Raw genomic sequence first — 18,197 nt, 5'->3', positions numbered from 1 at the left:
CCGCTGCCTTTTTAAGGCACCAATTACGCAATGACAGAATGGGGGGCATCACTGCCTTTGTCTATAAGGTCGGATAGGGCGGAGTGTTCTGTTCTGGTCATTGTATGGTAGTGGCGGCAATTGGATCGCCACGCCATTGCTGGGGCGCGGGCTTGTAACGGGCCGGGCGGATTGCTGTCTGAAACGATTCAAGTTGTTCTATTATTCACGGAAATTCTGTTTTTTCCAGCGTGACGGATATATGGGGTCGAATATCAGCCATGCGTGTAACCATTTGAAGAACCAAAAGAAAACGGCACCCGCGATGGGGTGCCGTTTTTGTCGGTCTGGAATTGATCGGGTTTTGGAAATCTGAGCCTAGCGGTTCAGGATCCTTTCCGGGCCCATCAGGCTGTTGGGCAGCCAGGTGGAAATCGCCGGGATATAGGTAATAATCACCAGGAAGACCAGCAAGATCAGAAGCCATGGGAAGGCGGCTTTGACGACCTTAAGCAACGGCATCCCTGTTATCCCCGATGTGACAAACAGGTTCAATCCAACCGGTGGCGTGATCATGCCGATTTCCATGTTGACGACCATGATGATGCCAAGATGGATCGGATCGATGCCAAGCTTCATGGCAATCGGGAACAGGATCGGGGCCATGATCAAAAGGATTGCGGACGGTTCCATAAAGTTACCGGCAATCAGCAGAACAATGTTCACCACAATCAGGAAGCCCCATGCCGGCAGGCCCCATCCGGTGATGGTTTCTGCAATGGTATGAGGAATGCGTTCGGTGGTCAGGACATGGGCGAACAGCATTGCATTGGCAATGATGAACATCAGCATGATCGTGACTTTGCCTGCCTCAAGCAGGACGTGACGGACGTCTTTGTCAAAGGGTACCAGCGCCAGCGCCTTGACCATTTTCGGAACGTTATAGGCGATCAGACCACCAATGCCGGGATTGCCGGTTGCCGGAATCCAGGACTGATCCTTGATCGGGCCCATATCGCGGTAAAACAACACGGCAACAAACATGGCATAGAAGGCGGCAACGGCGGCGGCTTCGGTCGGGGTGAAGACCCCGCCATAGATACCGCCCATGATCAGTGCCACCAGCAACAGGCCACCCGATGCCGACAGCAGCGCACTTGACCATTCACCAAGCGACGGTTTTGGTTGGCTTGGCAGGTTTTTGATGCGGGCCACGATATAGATCGCGGTCATCAGCATAACACCGATCATAAGACCCGGTATCACCCCGGCCAGGAACATACGGCCAACAGAAACCTCGGTCGCGGCGGCATAGACCACCATCACAATCGATGGCGGGATCAGGATGCCTAATGTTCCGGCGTTACAAATCACACCGGCGGCAAAGCTTTGCGGGTAGCCTGATTTGACCATACCGGCAATCACGATTGAACCAATGGCAACAACGGTTGCCGGGCTGGAACCCGATACCGCCGCAAACAGCATACAGGCCAGAACCGATGCCATGGCAAGGCCGCCCGGGAACCAGCCAACTGTATCAACAGCAAAGCGGATCAGGCGTCGCGCCACACCGCCGGTCGATAAAAAGGCCGATGCCAGAATGAAATACGGAATGGCCAGAAGGGTGTAATGTTCCATCCCGCCGAACAGTTTTTCAGTTAATGTCGGCAGGCTGTCGGTCCCGAATAAAAGGATCGTGGCCAGCGATGAGACACCCAGCGAAATCGCAATTGGTGCGCCCAGCGCCATCATCCCGAACAGCAGAATGAACAGAAATGCAATCGTCATAATCTAGTGTTCCCCTGCGGCGCTTACGGCGTCTGTTGTTTGTTGGTGGGGGCGGCGTTTTCGCCGTCTGGGGTATTCGTATGCGCCAGCTGGTCTATGGCTTCGCGGGCTTCGTCGGCCAAATTAAAGCCAGTTTGTTGGCCCGTGATGATACGCCAGCCGACCTGTGCCAAACGGAATGCCAAAAGGGCACCGCCAACCGGCATGATCAGATAAACGAACCACAGCATGACCGGGCTGTCTTCGGCTTCCATTTCCAGCATGTGGTTGAAAGTCACCAGTTCCCAGCCACCCCGAATGAGCCAGTAGGAATAAAGCAACCCGGAACAAACCACGAGAAGGCCAATAGCGCGCTGTACCTTGTTGGGGAACAGGCGCACAAGGGCATCAACCCCGATATGCGACCCGATCTTTACGCCGTATGACATGCCAAACAAGATCAGCCAGGCGAAAATAAATTCGGTGGTTTCCAGTGCCCAGGTCAGGCCGGAATTGAAGATATAACGCATGACCACATTGATGAAGGTTAGCGTTGTCATAGCGGCGAGCAGGAGGGCAATAATGCCCTCCTCCAGCCGGTTAACGACCGTTGAGATCATCTTGGAACGGTCCTTTTCCAGGAAATAACGTCAGACGTGATTACGAGTTACAGGCCGCGGCAGCATCGATCAGGTTCTGACCGATTTCACCCGAGAACTGATCCCAAACCGGTTTCATTGCACCCTGCCAAGCTTTGAATTCGTCGCCCGACAGTTGCAGGATTTCAGTTTCACCGGAATCGATCACGGCCTGGCGCTGTTCAGAGATCAGGTCGGCAGCAAGGCCGTTTGCGTAATCGGTGGATTCTTTCATAGCCTGTGCCAGGCCATCACGGATTTCCGGATCAAGACCTTCCCACCATTTGGTCGAGGTCACGACCATATAGTCGAGCAGGCCGTGGTTGGACTCGGTGATGTAATCCTGAACTTCGAAGAATTTCTTCGAATAGATGTTCGACCAGGTGTTTTCCTGACCGTCAACAACGCCGGTCTGAAGAGCGGAATAGGTTTCGGCGAAGGCCATTTTCTGCGGAACGGCGTTAACAGCTTCGAACTGGGCTGCGATCACATCCGACGACTGAATACGGAATTTCAGGCCCGCAGCATCAGTAGGCATACGCAGCGGCTTGTTGGCTGAAAGCTGTTTCAGGCCGTTATGCCAGTAACCAACACCAGTCAGACCTTTGCCATTCATGGAATTCAGAAGTTCCTGACCACTGTCTCCATTCTGGAAGCAGGAAACGGCGTCCATGTCCTTGAACAGGAACGGAAGATCATAAATCTGAAGTTTTTTGGTCCATTTGCCGAATTTGGCAAGGGACGGTGCGCCGAACTGGACATCGCCACGCAGGATAGCGGCCAGAACTTTGTCATCATCAAACAGCTGCGAGTTCGGATAGATTTCGACCTGAACTTTGTCGCCCAGAAGTTCTTCGGCGCGCTTCTTGAAGAATTCAGCGCCCTGGCCCTTTGGGGTGTTCGGAGCAACAACGTGTGCGTATTTGACAACAACCTGCGCCGAAGCGGCATTGGTCATTCCAAGAACTGCGGCCATTGCAACGCTGGCAGCAAGAAGTTTTTTGGTAATTGGACGCATCAAGAGTCTCCCTATAAGCTTTGTGCGGTTTCCCGGTAGCGCGCCAGTTATCGGCGTCATTTTCGTCGCCGTTTGGCGCTGGGGTGCAACACTGCAATTGCCGGGCCAGTTCTGCATAGCTGCTATTACTATAAGGAATATCAGCAGTTTGCAGTTTTCATTAGCATGGTGCGGTGCAGCGTAAGCTCTTATTTTTGTTATCTTTACCGCACAACCTTCCCTGCGAATGTGCGGTCTTCCGCACAATATCTCAAGTTGAAAATTCAATTATTTTCATCTATTGCGGCGTCTGTGCTGTTTCTGCTGCTATCGTGGTATGACCAATGCGGGAAATAATCGGCGGTCAAGGGCGTGATATTCATGCCAGGGCGGTCAGAAACCGGGGGGTGTCGCCGCGCGTTGCCTGAGCCCGGACCGGGATTAACATCGGGTGCTGCGAACTTCGGGGCGGTGACCAAGTAAAAGGCACGGGCACAGGCCCGCACCGAGGCCAGAGTCGACACCAGATCAGCAAGCAGACCAGATATTAGAGCCGTTGGTCACGTATTTCATGGTCGCCGTGATCGCGGGTCGGGCGTGTAATGGCGCTAGCTATCGGTCTTGCTGCGAAATTCGGCCGGGACGATGCCGTATTTGGCCAGTTTGTCGTAAAATGTTTTTCGCGGAACGCCGAGCGCGTTGACGGTCGCCGTTACATGACCGCCATGTTGGCGCAGGGCTTCGTTGATGATGCCCTTTTCGAAGGCTTCGACCTGTTGGGGCAGGGACGCCACATGTTCGATGGTTTGCGCACTGTCCCCGGCAAAGGGATCAAGCCCCAAAACCCGGCGTTCGGCGGCATTGCGAAGTTCACGAACATTGCCCGGCCAGTCATGGCCGGTGAGGCGGGCGATTTCGCTACCATTGAGCGGGGCAAATTCGCGACCGAACCGTTCCTGAGCCTGTTTCATGAAATGCTGGAACAAAAGCGGGATGTCATCCTTGCGATCGCGCAGTGGCGGGATATGCAATTGCACGACATTTAAACGGTAATACAGATCTTCGCGGAAGGCACCGCGTGATGATGCATCGCGCAGGTCGACCTTGGTCGCGGCAACAACGCGTAAATCAATAGGCTGTAATTTGTTCGAGCCAAGCCGTTCCAGTGCGCGTTCTTGCAAGACACGGAGCAATTTCACCTGAAGCGATAGCGGCATGCTTTCAATTTCATCAAGGAACATGGTGCCCTTGTCGGCGAATTCGAACTTGCCGATACGTTTGTTTTCTGCGCCCGTGAAGGCACCGGCTTCGTGGCCGAAGAGTTCGGATTCAATCAGATTTTCGGGCATGGCGCCGCAATTGACGGCAACAAACGGGCCCTTGCGACCGGATGCTTCGTGCAGGGTGCGGGCAACGACTTCTTTGCCTGAACCGGTTTCGCCATTGATCAGGACATGTGCATCGGTTGCGGCGATGTTGCCGATCAGGGTGCGCAGCTTTTCCATCGCCGGGGTGCGCCCGATCAGGCCAGAGACTTCCTTGCTGTGGCGGGCAAGTTCGGCCTTTAAGGTCCGGTTTTCAAGGATTAGCTGCCGGTGCGCCATGGCACGGCGAGCAACATCGACAAAATGATCGGGCGAAAAGGGTTTTTCGATGAAATCAAAGGCGCCGTCGCGCATTGCCCGGACGGCGGTGGCAACATCCCCATGACCGGTAACAAGGATGACTGGCATTTCCGGTTCGATTTTACGGACTTGTGATAACAATTCCATGCCATCCATGCGCGGCATCCGGATATCGGAAACAAGCACGCCCGGCCATCCACGGCGGATGCGGTCAAGTGCCGATCCGGCTTCGCTGTGGCATTCGACGATGATATCGGCAAGTTCCAGCGTTTGTTGTGCGGCTTCCCGCACATCTTCATCGTCATCGACAAAAAGAACGCAATGGGCTGAGTTGTTCAACGAGCTTCCCCTTTTGATCCTTGTGCGGATCAGGGGGCAATCATGCGATGTGCCGTCAGATCCGTTCCCCGCTTGCGATTGCGGTGGTTTCGGTGCCCGTTGTATCAGGCGTATCAGGCGCCGTCGAGATCGATGTAGGCGTTTTGCCGCCGGTCCGTTGCGCACATCGTAGTTCGATCGTAAAGCAGGCGCCGCCCGCCGGGCGGTTTTCCGCACGTATTGTGCCGCCAAAACTGCGCATGATGCCGTAACAGATCGAAAGACCCAGCCCAAGCCCGTCCCCAAACGGTTTGGTCGTAAAGAAAGGATCGAAAAGTTGCGGCAGGTTTTCGGGCAGGATGCCGGGCCCGTTATCCGATATTTTTACCAGAATGCGGTTTCCCTTTTCGGCAATTGCGATACCGACTGTCGGGCATTCCTCGTCGCGGCAGGCATCGGCTGCGTTGCTCAGGATATTTAAGAATACCTGTTCAAGTTGGTTTTCCTCGGCCGTGACCAGCGGCAGGTTTTCAACGGCTTGATAATCAAGTTCGGCAAGACCGGCGCGGCCTGTTTCGCGCAAAAGGTCGATGACCTTTTGCAGCGGTTCGGTGATGTCGACCGGGTGAGTATCGTGTTTGGGACGACGCGCAAAGGTTTTCAGGTGGTTGGTGATCCGTCCCATGCGTTCGGTCAGTTCGGAAATCCGGCCCAGATTGCGGCTGGCGGTTTCGTTATTGCCGCGCGAAATGAATTTCAGGGCATTGTCGGCATAGCTTCGAATGGCGGTCAGGGGTTGGTTGATTTCATGGGCAATACCGGCCGACATTTGGCCAAGAGCGGCAAGCTTGCCTGCTTGTACCAGTTCGGCCTGTGCCGTACGCAGGGCGTCTTCGGTGCGGCGGCGTTCGCTGATTTCTTCGGCAAGACGAAGGTTGGTGCTCATCAAATCGGCGGTGCGCAGGCGGACCTGGCGTTCCAGTTCGCGTTGTGACCAGTCGCGGATTTCAATCTGTTCCAGCATGGCACGGCGGCGTTGCAACAAGACAAAGATCGTCCCCATGACGATGATATGCATCGCCCCGCCAATAAATCCCGCCGTCAGGATCGATTGATCCAACACGGCCTTGTCCGTCAGAAGGTAAATCTTCCAGCCCTGGCGGGGCAGGGTGCTTCGGGTGACGAGATAGGGTTTGGGATTGCTTTTGGTTTTTTCGGTGTGTTGGGCGTTTTTGTTCGCGGGCGCATCTGAAATCAGCCCCTCGGATGGTGCGGTTTCGCTTGACGCCAGCGACAGGATGCCAAGGGTATCATCATCGGGCCAGGCGCCTTGATGAACCGGCATCGGGTCAAGCGGGTAGTTGCCATATTTGCGCGATGCCATCAATTCAGGCCGGATTGATGGCGGGATTCCCGCCAGATCGCGAAAACGCCATTCCGGGCGTGATGTGATGATCACAATGCCGTTTTCATCGGTGACCAGAACGTTCTCGTTGCCGCGTGCCCAGCGTTGAACCAGTGTTTCCAGATGGGTTTTAACCACCATCGCACCTTCGAAATCGGCCCCGTTCGGGCGCACCGGATGCGAAATATAATACCCCGGGACATTCGATGTGATGCCAAAGGCAAAGTAATGTCCGGTCAGTCCTGCCTCGGCCTGTTTGAAATAGGGGCGAAAGGCAAAATTGCGTCCGACAAAGGATGCGTCGCTGTTCCAGTTGCTTGCCGCGATGGTCGTGCCGTTGCGATCCATGAAATAGATATCGGATGCGCCGCTATCGTCGGCGAGTTTTTCCAGATAAATATTGACCGCAGCGGCGTCTGCGGGGCTGGCGCGCTGTGCCAGATCAAGGATGCGTTTGTCACTGGCAAGCGTGATTGGCAGGTATTCATGTTCCTTGATCGCACCCTGAAGGTTTGATTGATACAGTTCCAGCTTGTTGCGGCCGTCCTCGGTGATTTCGACCAGACGGGTTTCGCGCCATAATTCGGTCGTCAACCATACGGTTACAGGTAACAATATCAGCATTCCGGCCAGAACCAGCCGGGCACTGCGTTTTGCCGATATTGATGTCTTGAGCATTTCCTGTCAGACCATTTTTTTAAATTATATCGGCCCATTATGATGACATAACGGTAACAAAGCATAGTCGAAAAAGCGTTGTCCCTGTCAGGTGCTTGATAAAAGCGCGGACTGTCTGTACCAATCAGGAAATGGACATTGCGACAACCATTTTCCCGGAAATGACGGTTTAAAGTTTCGCGCAGCATGTTCAGCCCCAATAGTCCGACAAGGATGCAATCCTACATGAGCGACGATGATGCACATCTGATCTGGGTTCTGGCCGATGACCGGGCCGGTAACGTTAATCAGGCCATCGGCGTGGCCGAAGCATTGGCGCAGCCGTTTAAACGGATTGATGTCGGCTATACCAAATTTGCCAGATTGCCCAATGCCCTTCGCCAGGCAAGCCTTTTGGGGGTTGATGTTGCATCGCGTACCCGTCTTGTCGCGCCCTGGCCCGATCTTGTGATTGCGGCGGGGCGACGGACCGCACCGGTTGCGCGCTGGATCAAAAAGCAAAGCCAGGGCCACACACGATTGTGCCAGATTATGCGGCCCGATGGCGGCGAGAGGGCGTTTGACCTGATTGCCGTTCCGGCACATGATCGGATGCCGCCGCGCGACAATATTCTGGAAATTCCCGGCGCGCCGCATCGGGTAACAGAAACCCGTCTTTTGATCGAGGCCGATAACTGGCGCCCGCATTTCAAGGGATTGCCGTCGCCGCGTGTTGCCCTGATCATTGGCGGAAACACCAAAAACGCAGTCTTTACCGCCGATATGGCACGTGAGGTTACCGGGCGCGCGATTGAGGCGACCAAGGCCGTCGATGGCAGTCTTTTGGTGACGACAAGCCGCCGGACCGGGCCGCAGAACGAAGAAATCATTGCGCAAATGCTTGGCAGTTCAGGTGTTGCTTATCATCTGCATGACTGGAGCTCGGATGCGGAAAATCCGTATTTTGGTTATCTGGCGCTTGCCGACATGATCATCGTGACAGCCGATTCCGTTTCGATGTGTTGCGAGGCCGCCGCGGCACCGGGCGGAGTTTATATCTATGCCCCGGACGGGCTGGCAAGCCAGCGTCATCAACGCCTGCATCAGGCGCTTTATGATGGCGATTACGCAAGGCCGCTTTTGGCCAAAACGGAAATCGTTCCGTTCAAACACCCGTCATTGCAACCAGCCCGGATGGTTGCGCAGCGGTGTTTGGAGTTGCTGAGTTCCCCGGTTTCGTAATCTACTTTTCTGATTGGGTTATTGCGGCATTCTGATTCCGTTGCCCAGTGGATCAATGTGATCGACCAGAAAATCGATGAAGGCACGAATACGTGCGGCAAGATGTTCGTGACCGGCGAACATGGCGTGGATCAGTTGTTCATCCAGCGGGTTCCAGTCGGGCAGGATTTCAACCAGTGCCCCGGCTTTGATATCGGCCAGAACATGAAACCGGCCAAGCCGTGCCATGCCAAGCCCTGAAAGACACAGGCGGCGCATTGTTGGGCCGTTATCACATTGAAAATTGCCAGATACGGTGCGACCAAACCGTTCGCCGGTTTCGGGATTGCGAAACGGCCATTCATTCATCGGCATCGGAAAGTTGAACTGCAGGCAATTATGGTCCGCCATTTGATCGGGATGTGTCGGCAGGCCATGTTTTGCCACATAGTCAGGGGCGGCAACGATCATGCGGTTGCTTTTGATCAGTTTGCGCGCCTTAAGTGATGAATCGGGCAGTGATCCGGACCGGATGGCAATATCGGCCCGTTCTTCAAGCAAATCGATGATCCCGTCGGTCAGGGAAAAATCAAGCTCGACCTCGGGATAGCGTTCCAGAAAAGCCGGGATGAGCGGTTGGACATACATGATCCCGAACGCAATCGATGCGTTGACGCGCAATCGCCCGCGCGGGGCGGCTTTGCCACCGCTGGCAACCGCACGTTCGGCATCATCGATTTCATCAAGTACGCGCTGGGCACGTAGCAGATACATTTCGCCTTCGGGGGTTAATTGCAGACCACGGGTGGATCGCACCAAAAGCCGGGTCGCCAATCGGTCTTCGATCCGGGTGACCAGCTTGCTGACAGCGGATGGCGACAAATGCAGTTTCCGCCCGGCGGCGGAAAAGCTTTTGAGTTCGGCCACGCGGATGAAGGCGTCCATTTCCCCTGCACGATTATCCAACTGATCCTCCGGCTTTGAATTCAATTCAAAAGCATTTGTCGCGCAATCTGGATTATCGTGCAAGCCTTTGATCGGCATAGTGGGCGGCAATCAACGGGGTCAATGGCCCCAACCTTTATTGCCCGTAGCCCGTTGGCTTGCGGGCCGGAGAATTGAAATGCCGCTTGCTTTATTTGCGTTGACGATCGCGGCCTATGCGATCGGCACGACGGAGTTTGTTGTCGTCGGTTTGTTGCCGACTGTGGCAAATGATCTTTCTGTCAGTCTGCCGATGGCGGGGCTGATTGTTAGTGTTTACGCCCTTGGGGTGACATTTGGCGCGCCGGTTTTAACCGCCCTTACCGGGCGGATGCATCGCAAGACTTTGATGCTGGGCCTGATGGGGTTGTTTGTGATCGGTAACAGTGCCGCAGCACTCAGCCCGACTTATGAAATGTTACTGGTTGCACGGGTGATTTCGGCCTTTGCCCATGGTGTGTTTTTCTCGATCGGGGCGACAATTGCGGCTGATCTGGTGCCGGAAAACCGCCGGGCATCGGCAATTGCCATGATGTTCATGGGATTGACAGTTGCGATTGTGACCGGTGTGCCGTTGGGCACATTCATTGGCCAGATGTTTGGTTGGCGGGCGACGTTCTGGGGCGTGGCGATGCTTGGCGTGATTGCCTTTGGTGCGATTGCGGTTTTGTTGCCATCGAATTTAAGCCGTTCCGAACCGGCACGCCTGCTTGATCAGGTGCGGGTGCTGGGCAGTGGCCGTTTGTTGTTGGTCTTTGGCATGACGGCGTTTGGATATGGCGGTACGTTTGTCACCTTTACGTATCTGTCAGCCGTTTTGCAGGACATTACCGGGTTTAGTGAATCCGCTGTCAGCCTGATCCTTGTGTTTTATGGTTTGGCGATTGCGGCGGGGAACCTTGTCGGGGGTCGAATTGCTGATCGCAATCCGGTGCGGGCATTGACCGTGCTGTTTGTCTTGCAGGCGATCACGCTGCTTATCTTTACCTTTACGGCTGTTTCGCCGGTGCTTGCTGTGGGGACGCTGGCTGTCCTTGGCTTCCTGCAATTTGCCAATGTGCCGGGGCTTCAGCTTTATGTCGTGCAATTGGCGAAATTGCATCGCCCGGGCGGGGTGGATGTGGCATCGGCGCTTAACATTGCGGCATTTAATCTTGGCATTGCGATTGGTGCATGGGTTGGTGGATTGGTGGTTTCATCGTCGCTTGGCCTGTCGGCAACACCGTGGGTTGCGGCCCTTCTTGTTGCCTTGGCGGTTGGTTTGACCATGATCAGCGGTGTGCTTGATCGCCGGTCAATCGCCGTCCCGCAGGCCGCATAAAAGGAAATCGGGGCGTTGCATCGGCTGTGCTGTATGCAGCGCCCGGCCCTGAAAGGCTTGTTTTTATTGTCTTTCTGGCGTTTTCTGATCGTTCATTCCACAAAACCGGTTTTGATATGTCTGTTTCGACTGACCAACCTGCTGTTGCTCCTGCACATTTCCCACGCCAGATTGCGGTTTTGATCCTTGTTACAGTTGCCTGTTCCTTTGGGGGGAACCATGTGGCCGCGCGGTTGGCGTTTGAAAACGGCACCGGATTGCTTTTGGCGATCCTGTGCCGTTCGGGCGTGGCGCTGGCAATCCTGATTGCGCTTGTCATCTGGCAACGCCAAACGATCCGACTTCCGGCCGGAAGTCGTAAATGGCAAGTGCTGCTGGGGATTCTGGTCACTATTCAAAGCCTGTGCCTTTATTCGGCGGTGGCGCGCATTCCGGTTGCTCTTGCCCTTTTGACAGCAAACAGTTTCCCGATCATTCTGGCGTTATTGACCTGGGGGTTGGGAGGGGCGCGACCGACATTGAAATCGGCGGCGTTGATGTTGTTCATTCTATCCGGACTTGTCCTGGCGCTTGATGTGCCCGGCGTTTTGGCAATGGATGGCGATATCGGTACGAACTGGTGGCAGGGGATCGGCTTTGCGATGGGGGCGGCAACGTCCTTTGCCGTGGCCCTTTGGGTGACTGATCACAAACTTTCGGTCATGCGCGGATCTGTGCGCAGCATGTTCACCATGCTGATCGTTTTCGTATCCATGATCATTGCCGGTTTTGCCGAACTGGTCCCGGGCGGGATGGCATTACCGTCTGCCATGCCCGGCTGGTTCGGGCTTGGTGCATTGGTGCTGCTGTATGGTGGTGCTTTTTCGGTCCTGTTTATCTCGGTGCCGCGCCTTAATATGGCGCGAAATGCGTCGGTGATGAATATGGAACCGATTGCCACCTTGCTGTTTGGCTGGGTGGTGCTGGACCAAATGATCAGTCCGGCCCAAATGGCGGGTGGATTGGTTGTGATTACCGGGATTGTTATTTTGACGGTGCGCAAATCGGCCTGATTAGGCCGGATGCGGAGCTATCGGTGCTGATCGCGGTTATCAGGGCAGTTGCTTGAAGTTATATGGCTGCGCAGAAAAGATGTCTGTTTTTGATTCAAATGCGACGGGTCGGGATTTCCGACCCGTCGATACTTTCCTATTTTGATCAGATGTTTAGACCGCCTGAGAATGGCGCCCATGGGCATGATCAAGATAGGTGTCAAACGCGGCACATACTGCCCGAACCAAGGGTCGGCCACTATTGGTTAACGTGATGTTTGTGCCGTTAACTTCGACGATGCCATCATTGGTCATGGCGCGAATGCGATCAAGTTCCGGGGCAAAACGGTCGGCCGAAATGCCGTGATCGGCACAGATTGAGCCCAGATCAACCGTCAGGCTGCACATTAATTCGTTGATGATGTCGCGGCGCAGGCGATCTTCGGGGTTAACCGCCACACCCTTTTCAATGGCACATGCTCCGGCTTCAACCGCGCGCTGCCAACGGGCAAGGGCGGGGTCATTTTGGGCATAGCCCTGTGGCAGGGATGAAATCGCCGACGGGCCAAACCCGATCAGGGCTTCGGCGCGGTCGGTGGTGTATCCCTGAAAATTCCGGTGCAACAGACCGTTTTGAAGGGCGATGGCCATGTCGTCGTCATCGCGTGCGAAATGATCAAGGCCGATGGCGGTATAGCCGTGGCTGGTCAGGCGGTTCTGGATGGTTTCGTATTGCGCCCAGCGCGCAGCCGTATCGGGCAGGGCCTCGGTCGGGATCAGGTTCTGATGCTTTTTCATCCATGGCACATGGGCGTAGCCAAATACCGATAACCGGTCGGGGTTCAAAGTTACGGTCTGGTCAACGGTTTCGATGATGCTGGCGACGGTCTGAAACGGCAGGCCATACATCAAATCAACATTGATGCCGGAGATTTTGTGCCAGCGCAGATGTTCAATAACGCCTTTTACCAATTCAAAGGATTGCACGCGGTTGACCGCACGTTGGACAAACGGGTTGAAATCCTGAATGCCAATGCTGGCACGGGTAAAGCCGCATTCGGCCATCGCATCGATAAAGTCCGGGGTCGCGGTGCGCGGGTCCATTTCAAGGGCGACTTCGGCGTCATCAAGGATATCAAGACGATCCGTCAGATCGCCCATGATGGCGCGCAGGTCATCGGCGGTAAGGGCCGTAGGGCTGCCACCGCCAAAATGGATATGGGAAACTTTGAACCGATGGGCGGGATCAAGCTTTGATAGAAGGCTTGCGATTTCCATGCGCAGGGCATGGACGAATTTTCCCACGGGCTCATATTGTTTGGTGATTTTGGTGTTGCAACCGCAGAACCAGCACATTTCCTGACACCATGGAATATGCAGATACAGCGATAGCGGTTGCGCGGGATCAAGGTCGCCCAGCCAGCCTTCGAAAACCTTGCCGTTTACGGCGGTGTTGAAATGCGGTGCTGTGGGATAGCTTGTATAGCGCGGCAGCCGCAGATCGTATTTTTCGTAAAGGGCGAGTTGCATGACGGACATCCCGAAAATTTTGTTCTGTCCGTCTTTTGCATTATTCCAAAGTCACCTGCCTTGATATGCGTCAAGGTCGGCCAAGGTGTATGATCACAGGTGCTTAAACGCTGAAATCAGGTCTGCACGCAAGATCGCCAGACGTTCCTGACCGGCGTCTTCGTCATAGGGTTCAGCGTTGCCAACACCCCAGATCGGACCGGGCCATGCCGCGTCATCGGTAAAGCGTGCAACAACGTGGCAATGTAATTGCGGAACCATATTGCCCAGCATGGCAACATTGGTTTTATGGGCCTTGAACCGACGTTTCAGGGCCGATGATACAGCAGCACATTCATCACCAAGGATTTTGCGTTCATCGGCACTCAGATCATCGTAATCGACCAGATTGGCACGTTTTGGCACGAGGATCAGCCAAGGATAGCGTGCATCATTCATCAACAGGACGTGGGACAACGGGCCATCGGTGACGATGGTTGTATCGGCGGCCAATTGGGGATGAAGCTGGAATGTTTCGGTCATGGGGGCCTCGTCGGTGGCATTATATTGGAACGTTGAAATCAATTCGATGGTTATAGCCGGAACGCTTTGGCTTGTCGCGCGTTCCAAGCGGGCGGTACTGTATGTCATCGTGACGGCAGTCGCGGTGTCTGAAAACCTGAACATAATCCCTAAGCAATTGTTCCAGATGCGTTCCTTGCGATTTCAGGTGTTTCTGACTAGTTGAGGACGGGGTCGGATCAACATAAAGCAGGAGTACGACCAGCATGACAGACAGAAAACGTGTGGTGATTGTCGGTGCGGGGTTTGGTGGCATCAGTGCGGCCAAAAAACTGGCAGGCAAAGAAGTCGACGTCGTTCTGATCGACCGGCGTAATCACCATCTGTTTCAGCCGCTGCTTTATCAGGTTGCGACGGCGGATCTGTCGCCTGCCGAAATTGCCTGGCCGATCCGCAGCATTTTCAGCAGTTATGCCAATGTGTCGGTCTTTATGGGCGAGGTGACCGGCCTTGATTTGGCCGGGCGGCGTGTTATCGCCGGGGATCGCGACCTTGGTTTTGATTATCTGGTCATCGCGACCGGGGCAGTGACATCCTATTTCGGTAATGATCATTGGGCAAAGGTGGCGCCGGGCCTTAAAAATATTACCGAGGCAACGGATATCCGTAAAAGACTGCTTTTGGCGTTTGAGCAGGCCGAAAACAGCGAAGACCCAGAAGAACGGCGACGGTTGTTAAATTTTATCGTGGTTGGCGGTGGCCCGACCGGTGTCGAGATGGCCGGCGCAATTGCCGAATTGGCCAAACAGGCGCTGTCGCATGATTTTCGCCGCATTGATCCACGGGATGCCCGCATCATTTTGGCCGAAGGTGGTCCGCGATTGTTGGCCGCATTTCCCGAAGATTTGTCCGATTACACGCAAAAATCATTGGAAAATATCGGGGTGGAAGTCAGAACCAATCACCAAGTTTCCGATATTACCGCGTTGGGGGCTCAAATCGGCGATGAATTCATTCCAAGTGCCAATGTGATCTGGGGGGCCGGTGTGCGTGTTGATCATCTGGGCGACTGGACCGGGCACGAGACGGATCGCGGCGGGCGGATGATGGTCAATGCCGATTTGTCCATTCCGGGCCATGACGATGTCTTTGTGATTGGTGATGCCGCCCATGTGCCATGGCGCGATGGTTTGACGGTGCCGGGCATTGCGCCCGCAGCCAAACAGCAAGGCAAATATGTTGGTGCCCGTATTCTGGATCATATGGCGGGCCGCAAAACAAAGCCGTTTGCGTATCGCCATGCCGGGAACCTTGCGACGATTGGCCGTCATCGGGCCGTGATTGATTTTAACGGGTTTAAACTGCGCGGCTGGTTGGCGTGGTGGTTCTGGGGGCTTGCGCATATCTATTTCCTGATCGGGTTGCGCGCCCCCGCCCTTGTGATGGTGCAATGGGTCTGGAGCTATTTATTCCGCAAGAAGGGGGCGCGCCTGATCACGGGGCAGATGCCGGGTGAAACAGCCGATCCGGTTACACCACCGGTTAATTGACGATATTATGCGTCAATTGCCCGGTGGTGCTTTTCCAAGGTGCTTAGTGCATTTCAGGCTGCGCCTGCGACGGTTGATGTGTCTGCGTGTCGGATCAGCAATTCGGTGATGATATTGGCAACCTTTGCCTCAGCATCGGTAATTGATTGTGCCGTGCGATCATCGCCGAATTCGTCATATTCGATGGCGGCACGGTGTTGATCGGTGATGCCGATATATTCCAGTGGGGAAAAAACGCCGTTTTCGACATGGTTCAAATGTGCGACGCGCCCGCCCGGATCATATCCAAAATCGCCACGCGCAGATAAAACCACGATGGATTTTTCACCGGTAACCATCGGCCAATAAGGTAGGCCATCGCGTGATCGGTCAAAGCCAAATGTCTTGCCGACCCGGACAATGTTTTCAATCCATGCTTTCATCTGGGCGGGCATGCCGAAATTATACATTGGCACACCGGCAACGATCACGTCCGCACGCAGCAATTCATCAACCAGTTCATCGCTTTCAGTCAAAACCTGATGCATCCAGTCTTCGCGATCATCCGGTTTGGTGAAGGCCGCATGGATCCAGTCACCGGTGACTGGTGTTGGGGGATTGGTGCCAACATCGCGATAAATCACAGTGTCATTCGGGCGTGCCGCCAACCAGCTTTCGACAAATTTTGCACTCAGTCGGCGGGAATGGGAACCGTGGGCCTGCGTGTCGGACCGACCGGGGCGGGCGCTGCTGTCGATATGCAGGATCGTTTTCATCTGAGGCTCCTGTGATGTCATTTGATGATCTGAGGTCATCTGTTGTGTTTTGGTTGCCCCATACTTGACGTGGATACAGGCTTGGATCAAAGTCGAATACCTCAGCCAATAGATGAATTGAGATCACCTATATGCCCTTGCCCCCGCTTGCCACCCTGCGCGCCTTCGAGGCTGCGGCCCGCCATCTTAGTTTTAAACGTGCGGCATCCGAACTTGCGGTAACGCCAACTGCGATCAGTCATCAGGTGCGGCTTTTGGAAGATACGCTTGGTGTGCGTTTGTTTGACCGGAAACCACGGCAGGTGACATTGACCCCGGCCGGGCAGGAGCTTTATCCGACATTGCGTGACGGGTTTGCCGGTTTTAGTGCGGTGATTGACAGGGTTCGGGCGCGTAAATCCCAACGCGGCCTGACAGTGTCGGTTCTGGCATCTTTTGCGGCGAAATGGTTGTTGCCCCGTCTTGCGGGTTTTCAGGCGGCCCATCCTGACATTCACATGCGGTTGCATACGTCGGCAGAGGCGGTCGATCTTAAATCCGGGATGGCCGATGCTGCGGTTCGATACGGGCGCGGGCCGTTTCCGGGGATGGTGGTGCAAACCCTGTTTGCGGATCGGTTTGCCCCGGTATGCAGCCCGATGCTAAACATTCGACATCCGGGTGATTTGCGCAATCATGCGCTTTTGCATCTGGAATGGTTGCGCCCTGATGATGTGACGCCAACCTGGTCACGCTGGTGCAAATTGGCCGGCGTGGACGGTGTTGATCTGGCCGCGGGGCTAAGTTTTAGTGACGATACCCATGCCATTCAGGCGGCAATTGCCGGGCAGGGCGTTGTTCTGGCCAGTTCGGAAATGGTGCAGTCCGAACTTGAAAGCGGCGTGTTGGTGCAGCCTTTCGGTCCGGTGATCGAAGGCCATTATTATCATTTGATCCATACCGGCAAGAGTTCGAACCTTGCCGAGATTGAGGCTTTTGGCGCATGGTTGGCCTCTGAAATTACCAATACCCAATCAGCCTGATGACAGGGGTGGGGTTTGTCATTGACGCGGGGAGGCGGTTGATAAACCATGGGGATGGTAATCATCTTCCACCCCGTTATCTTTTACCTTTTGCCGATCAGGTGCCCCATGCCCCGTTTTAGCGCCAATTTATCGTTTTTGTTTGCCGATCTTCCGTTTGAAAAACGGTTTGAGGCGGCGGCCGCCGCCGGGTTTGGCGCGGTGGAATATATTGGTGCCTATGATTTACCGATGGCGAGTGTCAAATCGTTGTTGGTTGATAATGGTTTGGAACAGGTTCTGTTTAATATGCCTTTAGGCGATTGGGACAAGGGTGACCGTGGTCTTGCCTGTCGTCCGGGGCGAGAAGATGAATTTCGCGATTCCGTGGTTCAGTCACTTGATTATGCCGCGGCAACCGATTGCAAGATGATCCATTGCATGTCGGGCGTGACGGGCAAGGGTGAAAATGCCGGTGAATTGGCGAGGCTTTATTGCGATAACCTGCTTTATGCCGCTGATCTGGCCGAGCAGGCCGGGGTAAAAATCCTGCTGGAACCGATCAACCCGATTGATATGCCGGGATATTTGCTTAATTCGATTGAACAGGCGGCGGTTATTTTGCAACAGCTTGATCATTCCAGTCTGGCGCTGCAATTTGATATTTACCATTCCCAGATTGTCGGCGGAAATATTGCCGCACGGCTTGATAAACATCTGGACCAAACCGCCCATATTCAGATTGCGGGTGTGCCTGGCCGCCATGAACCTGACAGCGGCGAACTCAATTATCCGTTCCTGTTTTATATGCTGGACCGGGTCGGGTATGAGGGGTGGATCGGCTGTGAATACAAACCGCATGGCGATACCAATGCCGGGCTGGAATGGATCCGCCCATGGATGCCAAAGGGGTGACT

15 protein-coding genes are annotated in these 18,197 nt (G+C 54.7%); 6 read left to right on the top strand and 9 right to left on the bottom strand.

Annotation, left to right across the window (positions count from 1 at the left end):
* Positions 1-357: 357 nt before the first annotated feature.
* From TALK_RS10290 to TALK_RS10270, 5 genes are all read right to left on the bottom strand, one after another.
* Positions 358-1,767, bottom strand: a complete 1,410-nt coding sequence (locus TALK_RS10290; protein WP_085618502.1) for a TRAP transporter large permease — start codon at positions 1,765-1,767, stop codon at positions 358-360.
* 23 nt (positions 1,768-1,790) lie between these two features.
* On the bottom strand, positions 1,791-2,366 hold the full coding sequence (locus TALK_RS10285; protein ID WP_085618500.1) for a TRAP transporter small permease: 576 nt from the start codon (positions 2,364-2,366) through the stop codon (positions 1,791-1,793).
* A gap of 40 nt (positions 2,367-2,406) precedes the next feature.
* Entirely contained in the window at positions 2,407-3,402 is a 996-nt protein-coding gene (locus TALK_RS10280; protein WP_085618498.1) for a TRAP transporter substrate-binding protein, read from the bottom strand.
* A 587-nt stretch (positions 3,403-3,989) separates the two neighbouring features.
* The gene (locus TALK_RS10275) at positions 3,990-5,345 is read right to left on the bottom strand and encodes a sigma-54-dependent transcriptional regulator (protein WP_085618496.1); all 1,356 of its coding nucleotides are present in this window, start codon (positions 5,343-5,345) and stop codon (positions 3,990-3,992) included.
* 55 nt (positions 5,346-5,400) lie between these two features.
* The gene (locus TALK_RS10270) at positions 5,401-7,407 is read right to left on the bottom strand and encodes a sensor histidine kinase (protein ID WP_085618494.1); all 2,007 of its coding nucleotides are present in this window, start codon (positions 7,405-7,407) and stop codon (positions 5,401-5,403) included.
* Between the two features lie 225 nt (positions 7,408-7,632).
* Between TALK_RS10270 and TALK_RS10265 the strand changes: the two genes are divergently transcribed.
* On the top strand, positions 7,633-8,628 hold the full coding sequence (locus TALK_RS10265; protein WP_085618492.1) for a mitochondrial fission ELM1 family protein: 996 nt from the start codon (positions 7,633-7,635) through the stop codon (positions 8,626-8,628).
* Positions 8,629-8,646: 18 nt separating this feature from the next.
* Here TALK_RS10265 and TALK_RS10260 read toward each other — a convergent pair whose 3' ends face one another.
* Positions 8,647-9,573, bottom strand: a complete 927-nt coding sequence (locus TALK_RS10260; protein WP_085618824.1) for a LysR family transcriptional regulator — start codon at positions 9,571-9,573, stop codon at positions 8,647-8,649.
* A 157-nt stretch (positions 9,574-9,730) separates the two neighbouring features.
* Here TALK_RS10260 and TALK_RS10255 point away from each other — a divergent pair, with 157 nt between their 5' ends.
* Complete coding sequence (locus TALK_RS10255) at positions 9,731-10,912, top strand: MFS transporter (protein ID WP_085618490.1); 1,182 nt, start codon at positions 9,731-9,733, stop codon at positions 10,910-10,912.
* Between the two features lie 116 nt (positions 10,913-11,028).
* On the top strand, positions 11,029-11,964 hold the full coding sequence (locus TALK_RS10250; protein WP_085618822.1) for an EamA family transporter: 936 nt from the start codon (positions 11,029-11,031) through the stop codon (positions 11,962-11,964).
* A 153-nt stretch (positions 11,965-12,117) separates the two neighbouring features.
* Here the strand turns inward: TALK_RS10250 and hemN are convergent, their stop codons facing one another.
* Together hemN and TALK_RS10240 are read right to left on the bottom strand one after the other, a co-directional pair.
* On the bottom strand, positions 12,118-13,473 hold the full coding sequence (hemN, locus tag TALK_RS10245; protein WP_085618488.1) for an oxygen-independent coproporphyrinogen III oxidase: 1,356 nt from the start codon (positions 13,471-13,473) through the stop codon (positions 12,118-12,120).
* A 93-nt stretch (positions 13,474-13,566) separates the two neighbouring features.
* Positions 13,567-14,103 carry an HIT domain-containing protein gene (locus tag TALK_RS10240; protein WP_245829827.1) on the bottom strand — a complete coding sequence of 179 codons (537 nt, stop codon included), beginning with the start codon at positions 14,101-14,103 and terminating at the stop codon, positions 13,567-13,569.
* Between the two features lie 137 nt (positions 14,104-14,240).
* Between TALK_RS10240 and TALK_RS10235 the strand changes: the two genes are divergently transcribed.
* Positions 14,241-15,524: an NAD(P)/FAD-dependent oxidoreductase gene (locus TALK_RS10235; protein WP_085618486.1), complete on the top strand. Its 1,284-nt coding sequence runs from the start codon at positions 14,241-14,243 to the stop codon at positions 15,522-15,524.
* Between the two features lie 53 nt (positions 15,525-15,577).
* Here the strand turns inward: TALK_RS10235 and TALK_RS10230 are convergent, their stop codons facing one another.
* Positions 15,578-16,279 (bottom strand): FMN-dependent NADH-azoreductase, encoded by a 702-nt coding sequence (locus tag TALK_RS10230; RefSeq protein ID WP_085618484.1) that lies wholly within the window; start codon positions 16,277-16,279, stop codon positions 15,578-15,580.
* Positions 16,280-16,410: 131 nt separating this feature from the next.
* Between TALK_RS10230 and gcvA the strand changes: the two genes are divergently transcribed.
* Positions 16,411-17,301, top strand: coding sequence for a transcriptional regulator GcvA (gene gcvA, locus TALK_RS10225; RefSeq protein ID WP_085618482.1), 891 nt, complete (start codon positions 16,411-16,413; stop codon positions 17,299-17,301).
* A 108-nt stretch (positions 17,302-17,409) separates the two neighbouring features.
* A complete protein-coding gene (gene otnI / locus TALK_RS10220; RefSeq protein ID WP_085618480.1) occupies positions 17,410-18,195 on the top strand; it encodes a 2-oxo-tetronate isomerase in 786 nt (261 codons plus the stop codon).
* Positions 18,196-18,197: the final 2 nt, after the last annotated feature.

The organism is Thalassospira alkalitolerans (assembly GCF_002115745.1).
GTDB lineage: Bacteria > Pseudomonadota > Alphaproteobacteria > Rhodospirillales > Thalassospiraceae > Thalassospira > Thalassospira alkalitolerans.
Note: the sequence above shows the minus strand (reverse complement) of the source record. Positions and strands in the feature narration are given on the sequence as shown.

Bases quoted from the DNA above. Each gene is read 5' to 3' on its own strand.
- gcvA (WP_085618482.1), top strand. From the start codon at position 16,411: ATGCCCTTGCCCCCGCTTGCCACCCTGCGCGCCTTCGAGGCTGCGGCC.
- TALK_RS10285 (WP_085618500.1), bottom strand. From the start codon at position 2,366: ATGATCTCAACGGTCGTTAACCGGCTGGAGGAGGGCATTATTGCCCTC.
- TALK_RS10250 (WP_085618822.1), top strand. From the start codon at position 11,029: ATGTCTGTTTCGACTGACCAACCTGCTGTTGCTCCTGCACATTTCCCA.
- TALK_RS10235 (WP_085618486.1), top strand. From the start codon at position 14,241: ATGACAGACAGAAAACGTGTGGTGATTGTCGGTGCGGGGTTTGGTGGC.
- TALK_RS10230 (WP_085618484.1), bottom strand. From the start codon at position 16,279: ATGAAAACGATCCTGCATATCGACAGCAGCGCCCGCCCCGGTCGGTCC.
- TALK_RS10280 (WP_085618498.1), bottom strand. From the start codon at position 3,402: ATGCGTCCAATTACCAAAAAACTTCTTGCTGCCAGCGTTGCAATGGCC.
- TALK_RS10240 (WP_245829827.1), bottom strand. From the start codon at position 14,103: ATGACATACAGTACCGCCCGCTTGGAACGCGCGACAAGCCAAAGCGTT.
- TALK_RS10255 (WP_085618490.1), top strand. From the start codon at position 9,731: ATGCCGCTTGCTTTATTTGCGTTGACGATCGCGGCCTATGCGATCGGC.
- hemN (WP_085618488.1), bottom strand. From the start codon at position 13,473: ATGCAACTCGCCCTTTACGAAAAATACGATCTGCGGCTGCCGCGCTAT.
- TALK_RS10270 (WP_085618494.1), bottom strand. From the start codon at position 7,407: ATGCTCAAGACATCAATATCGGCAAAACGCAGTGCCCGGCTGGTTCTG.
- otnI (WP_085618480.1), top strand. From the start codon at position 17,410: ATGCCCCGTTTTAGCGCCAATTTATCGTTTTTGTTTGCCGATCTTCCG.
- TALK_RS10290 (WP_085618502.1), bottom strand. From the start codon at position 1,767: ATGACGATTGCATTTCTGTTCATTCTGCTGTTCGGGATGATGGCGCTG.
- TALK_RS10265 (WP_085618492.1), top strand. From the start codon at position 7,633: ATGAGCGACGATGATGCACATCTGATCTGGGTTCTGGCCGATGACCGG.